Source organism: Streptomyces cahuitamycinicus, assembly GCF_002891435.1.
Taxonomy (GTDB): Bacteria; Actinomycetota; Actinomycetes; order Streptomycetales; family Streptomycetaceae; genus Streptomyces; species Streptomyces cahuitamycinicus.
The window spans coordinates 1-5538 of the sequence record NZ_POUC01000484.1 but is presented as its reverse complement, the minus strand read 5'-3'; the positions used below and the strand labels follow the sequence as shown (position 1 = coordinate 5538).

At 73.8% G+C, this 5538-nt stretch carries 3 protein-coding genes and 1 pseudogene; all 4 read right to left on the bottom strand.

The features are described from left to right. Positions 1-297 (bottom strand): annotated as a pseudogene (locus tag C1J00_RS37335) (condensation protein); the annotation flags it as partial. Continuing rightward, positions 294-4466 carry an alpha-(1->3)-arabinofuranosyltransferase domain-containing protein gene (locus tag C1J00_RS37330; protein WP_102913350.1) on the bottom strand — a complete coding sequence of 1391 codons (4173 nt, stop codon included), beginning with the start codon at positions 4464-4466 and terminating at the stop codon, positions 294-296. The pseudogene C1J00_RS37335 and the gene C1J00_RS37330, both read right to left, overlap by 4 nt. Further along, complete coding sequence (locus C1J00_RS37325; protein ID WP_102913349.1) at positions 4463-5188, bottom strand: class I SAM-dependent methyltransferase; 726 nt, start codon at positions 5186-5188, stop codon at positions 4463-4465. The genes C1J00_RS37330 and C1J00_RS37325 overlap by 4 nt, the downstream gene beginning before the upstream one ends. A 74-nt stretch (positions 5189-5262) precedes the next feature. Then, a partial coding sequence (locus C1J00_RS37320) for a glycosyltransferase (RefSeq protein WP_146046330.1) occupies positions 5263-5538 on the bottom strand: 276 nt, incomplete at its 5' end.

The following is a 5538-nucleotide window of genomic DNA, read 5'->3' as shown; positions in this document are numbered from 1 at the left end:
GGTCCGGGCGTCCAGCAGGGCTCGTGGGCCCGGCGGGGCGAAGGTCACCACCTCCACGTCCGGCTCCGGAGTCAGCTCCCACTCGTACTGCCGCCGGTACCACGGCCCCCGCGCCTCCCGCATCAGGATCCGCGGATGCCGGTGCAGGGCCTCCAGGAACGCCTTGCGCAGCCGCGCCCGGTCGAGGAGGCCCGGGAGGTGCACCTCGATGTGGACCGTCTCCGGTTCCTCCTCCTGGAGGCAGTGCCGGGAGACCTCGTCCACCACCGGGAACGGAATGCGGACCGGTGCCGTCATGCGGGTGTGCCCTCCCCCGTTTCCGTCCTCGGCAGCTGTTGCGTCGGCACCTCCGGGGCCGGACCCTCACGCAGACCCACCAGGCCGGCGAACAGGCCGATCAGTGCCAGCAGTTGGGGCAGATGCCCGAAAGCGCCCGCGCCCGCGCCCACCGGCTCCCCGGCCCCGAAGGCGGCGGCGATCCCGGCCGCGGCCAGGGCGGCGAACGCGATGGGTACCAGCAGGGTGCGCCGTCGCGCGGCCAGCAGCGCCAGCGCCGGGACCAGCAGGGCGAACCAGCCCGCGATCACCACACCGACCAGCGTCAGCGCCACGGTGCCGAGCCACAGCCCGGGCAGCGGCGGGGCCGGCTGGGGCGCGTCGGGGTTGGGTGCGCGGCGGCGCCACAGCGCCAGGCCCAGCAGGACCGCGATGCCGGCGCCGCTGCCGATCAGGGCGGCGTCGTACGTCGTGGCCGGCTCGTAGGACAGCTTGACGTCACCGCCCGCCCCGGCCGGGATCCGCCAGCCCTGCTGCCAGCCGTCCAGCCGCACCGGGGTCAGCTCCTTGCCGTTCAGGGTGGCCTTCCAGCCGTCGTTGAAGTTCTCGTACGTCGTCAGGTACGAGGCCGCGCCCGAGCCGACCGTGACCGCGCGCCGGTCGCCCAGCCAGTCCCGGATCCGCAGGTCACGCCCGGCCGCCGCGGCCTCGGGGACCGTGCCGCGGGTCAGGGTCACGTCCGTGAGCGCGAGCGGGCCGGCGTCTCCGCCCTCCAGCCGGTGCTCTCCGGCGGGGAGCCGCACCTCGGCGTCGCCCCGGCCGTCCTGGCAGAGGGTCACCCGCACGCCCCGGCGCTCCACCAGATCCCGCACGGTGCCCTTCGCGCTCGTCTGGTACAGCTCGCCGTCCAGCGCCACGTCCGGGCCCTTGCCGCACGGCAGGGTGAACGTGCGGGTGGCGTCCGGCTGCGGGGTGCGGTACTGGTCGAGGGACGGGAGGTACGCCTCCGTGAGGCCCACCGGCAGGCGCAGGTCCTCGTCGGCGACCGGGTTGTGCAGGGTCAGCGGGGCCGTCTCGGTGATCGTGATGTCGAGCCGGTCCGTGGTGATCGGCGGGAAGCGAACCCAGCCGTTCTCGTCGACGCCGGCGATGGCCGCGCCGTCCGGGGAGCTGATGTGCACCTCGGAGGCGCGGGCGGACAGTCCGCCCGCGGGGGCCAGGACCAGTTCGCCGACCGGCTGCTTGCCCTCCCAGCGCAGGTGGAGCGTCGGCCGGTCGCCCGCGATCCACGCCGTCGTCAGGTCGCCGTCGGTGAGGTTGCGCGCCGTGAGGCCCGCGCCGAGGCGCGCCGTGGAGTCGGCGGTGGCGACGATCCGGGCCTGCTGCTCGGGCGCGACCTCGTAGAGCAGCTCGTCGAGTTCCTCGCCCGGCACCGGCACCGCGTCCGCCCGCACCTCGTAGGACCCGGCGGCCGGTGTCGTGAAGCGGCGGTGCAGGCCCGCCTCGGTGCCGGTCGCGGCCAGGCCCGTCGGGTCGGAGGCGCGGTGCAGGGAGACGAGGGTGGCGGACGCGGTGGAGTCGTCCGCGTCAGCGGGCAGCCGCAGCAGCCGGGTCACCTGTACGTCCGGCAGGTCGATCTCGGAGAAGCCCGCGCCCGTCAGGCCGCTGCGGCGCTCCACCGAGTCCACGATCGTCAGCTTCATCCAACCGGTCGCGCCCTCGGGAGCCTTGATCCGCTGCGTCTTGCCGTTCGGCTGGAGGAAGCTGGTCTTCTCGCCCTTCTCGGTCTCCACCCGCACCTTCGTCGCCGCCGCCCGCACGCTCTCCTGCGGCAGCGGCGTGACCTTGAAGGAGGACGGCATGTCGTAGGAGCCGGTGAAGCCGATGCGCAGCCACTGCCCGTCCGGCGTGTCCGGCGCGCCCTCCGCCCACGCGGTGTCCGCGTTGCCGTCGAAGGCGTTCACCGGGTCGTACTGCGGGAGGTGGAACAGCCAGTTGCCGTACGAGGACGCCGACACCGAGCGGGCGCCGCGCAGTTCGGCCACCGTCTGGTGCTCGACGCCCTCGGCGGGCAGGATCTGGCGCGGCTTCTCGCCCGGGTCCTGCTGGGCGTCCGGCGCGTTGCGCTCGTCGCGCGTGTACGTGTACGACGTACCGGCGTTGACCAGCCCGAACCGGGTGTCCGCCCGCCGCAGCCCGTCACCCACCACCTGCACGGCCGGGGTGCCGAGCCCGGGATGGTTGTCGCCGGTCAGGACGGTCGCCCGCCCGCGCAGCCGCTCCGCCAGCGGCAGCAGCGCCTCCGGCCCGCCGGACACCACGGCCGTGTCGGCGACCGGGGCGAGCCCGGCCTGCCCGGGCCGGATCACGTCGTCCCCCGTCGGCCGGTAGATCTCCACGGCCCGCTGCCGCGCGTACAGCCCCTCGACCTGGAGCGGCGCGTCCTGCGCGATGCGGCCGCCGGTCATCACCGGCCCGAGCCCCGTCACCCGCTCGTACCCCGACTGCTCCAGGGTGCGCTTGACGGTCGCGGTGGGCACATGACCGATCTGGTCGGGGTCGAGGTCGTTGCGTACGACGACGTAGTACAGCCCGGCGCGGCTCAGGTAGTCGGCCAGCCCGGGCACTTCGGCGCCGGACATCAGTGCCTGCTCGACGGCGTCCATGGCGCGCCGGTTGCCGGGCGTGCCGAACGGCACGTAGTCGCGCTGCGCCCAGCGCGACTCGGCGAGCACGTCGAGCGGCTGGTCGATCGGCGAGCCCCAGGTGTAGACGCCGTGCGCCGTGGCCGGAACGACCAGGGCGCGCGAGTCGGGCGAGTACTTCTCCAGCCAGTCGGCCGTCGCCTCCCAGTAGGTGGGGAGCTTCTGGAACGAACCCGGGTTGAGGATCGAGCCGTTGAGGTAGGGCCACAGCAGCCCCGGCAGGATCAGCACGGCGGCGACCAGCGGGGCGAAGCGCCGGCCGCGCACCTGCCGGGCCCCGCGCGGCTCGGAGGCCACACCCACCAGATGCGCCAGACCCAGCACGAGTGCCAGCGCCACACCGGTCTGGAACTTGTAGATGTTCCGGAACGGCGACAGCCACCCGTCCAGCCAGCCCTGCACCACCCCGTGGAACGGCGCCCCGAACGCCCCGCCGTACCCGGCGAGCAGCACCGTCGCGGCCACGAGCACCGTCAGCACCAGCCACCGCCGCTCGGGTATGTCCCGCCGGGCGAGTCCGGCCAGCCCGAGTCCGGCGGCGAGCGCCGAGCACACGATCACGACGACGGAGGAGGCCACGGCCCAGCCGGCCGGCAGCCACGCCTCTCCGAGGTGCAGATAGGCGACCCAGTTCCCGGCCCCGCGCAGCGCCTCGGTCGCCGCCATGGTGTCCGTCGTCGTCTGCGAGGTCTCTATATAGGGGAGGAAGTTCTCGCCGTAGACGCCGAGCAGCAGCAGCGGCACCCACCACCACGCCGTCACCACGATCACGGCGGGTGCCCACCAGGCGATCAACTTGCGCTGCCGGGGCCCGGGCGGCCGGGACAGCAGGTACAGCCCGACCGGCAGCAGGGAGGCGAGCGTCGCCGACGCGTTCACCCCGCCCATGAACGGTACGAGCAGCGCCGACCGCAGGGCCGCGACCCGGGCGGCGTACCGCTCGTTCGTCAGCGGCAGCAGCACCCACGGCAGGAACGCCCCGGGCAGCGCGGCGGCCGACGTCGAGCCGATCACGGTCGTGAACACCGGCCACAGCGCGTACGCCACCGCACCCAGCAGCCGGGAGGCCCCGCTGCCCACCCGCAGCCGCTCCGCCAGCCGCAGCGCCCCCCAGAAGGCGACGGACACGATCAGCGACAGCCACAGCCGCTCCGCCAGCCACACCGGCAGCCGTACGAGGTCGCACAGCCAGTAGAACGGCAGCATCGGCCACAGGTAACCGATGTACTGGTCCTGGATCCCTCCGAATCCGGCCCGGTCGTGCCACAACTGGCCCAGGTCGGCGAGGAACTGTCCCGGATCGACCGTGACACCGAGCTTGGTGTCGAAGGTCTGCCGCCCCGGCTGCACCGCGAGGAACAGCACGAACACCACGGCCCAGAACCCCAGCAGCCAGCGCCGCGACCGCGGGCCCTCGGGCGGACCCGCCGCGGTCGCGGTGGTGGGGACGGCTGCCGGGGGAGGAGCCTGGACCGTGGTTGTCATGCAGGACACCGCCGCAGAATGAGGAGGAGGTTCCAGGTGGCGAATTCACGGATGCCGGGCGCCTTGACGACGGCCTCCGCGAGGAACGGCCAGTAGCGGGAGCGCGCCGAGACGACCGTGACGTCGTCCCGGGCGCGCACCTGCCGCAGGGTGGAGCCGATGTGCACGGCGAACAGGTTCTCGCCGAGGGTGTGCTTGGCGGGCCTGCCGGTCCGCCGCAGGTAGCGGGCCCGGGCCCGCTCGGCGCCGAAGTAGTGCCACGGGGCCCACTCGTGCCCGCCCCACGGCGACAGCCAGTTGGTGAACGACACGTAGATCAGCCCGCCGGGCCGCGTCACCCGGGCCAGCTCACTGAGGAACGTCTCCGGATCGGCCACGTGCTCCAGCACGTTGGAGGAGAAGGTGACGTCGGCGACGCCGTCCCGCAGGGGCAGCAGGTACCCGTCGGCGACGACTGCCGAGTCGGATGACCTCGCACCGAGTTCGGCCGTGTCGGGCTCGAAGAGGAACGCGTTCGCCCCGCGCCGCCTGAACTCCTCGGTGAAGTATCCGCCGCCGCCACCGACGTCCAGCACGGTACGCCCGGCGACCGGCCCGTCGTAGGCCTCTACCTGGTCGACGGCGTCCCGGGCGAGCAGCGAGTAGCAGGCCTCGGGGTCGTCCTGCTCGTGGAGGAAGGCACGGAACAGGGCAAGAGATCTGCGGAACGAGGGGTCGCGCACGAAGGGGCGCGGGGCTGAGACGTCCGAGGCTCCGCCGCGTGGGCGCGACCGGCCACGGACCACCGCACGCCGCATCATGGAGCCCAGCCCCTCACCGCCTCCGCGGCCACCACCCGAAACTGCCGCACCGTCCGGTCCCACCGGAACTGCGCGGCCCGCTCCCGCGCCGCCTTCCCCATCAACTCCCGCTGTCGCCCGGAGAGGGCCAGCGCGCACCATGCCGCGGCGAAGGAGGACTCGCCCCGCGCGAGGACACCGGTCTCACCGTCGACCACGGAGTCCTTCAGTCCCGGCACGTCGAAGGCGACGGCAGGCGTCTCGCGGGCCGCGGCCTCGGTCACCACCAGCCC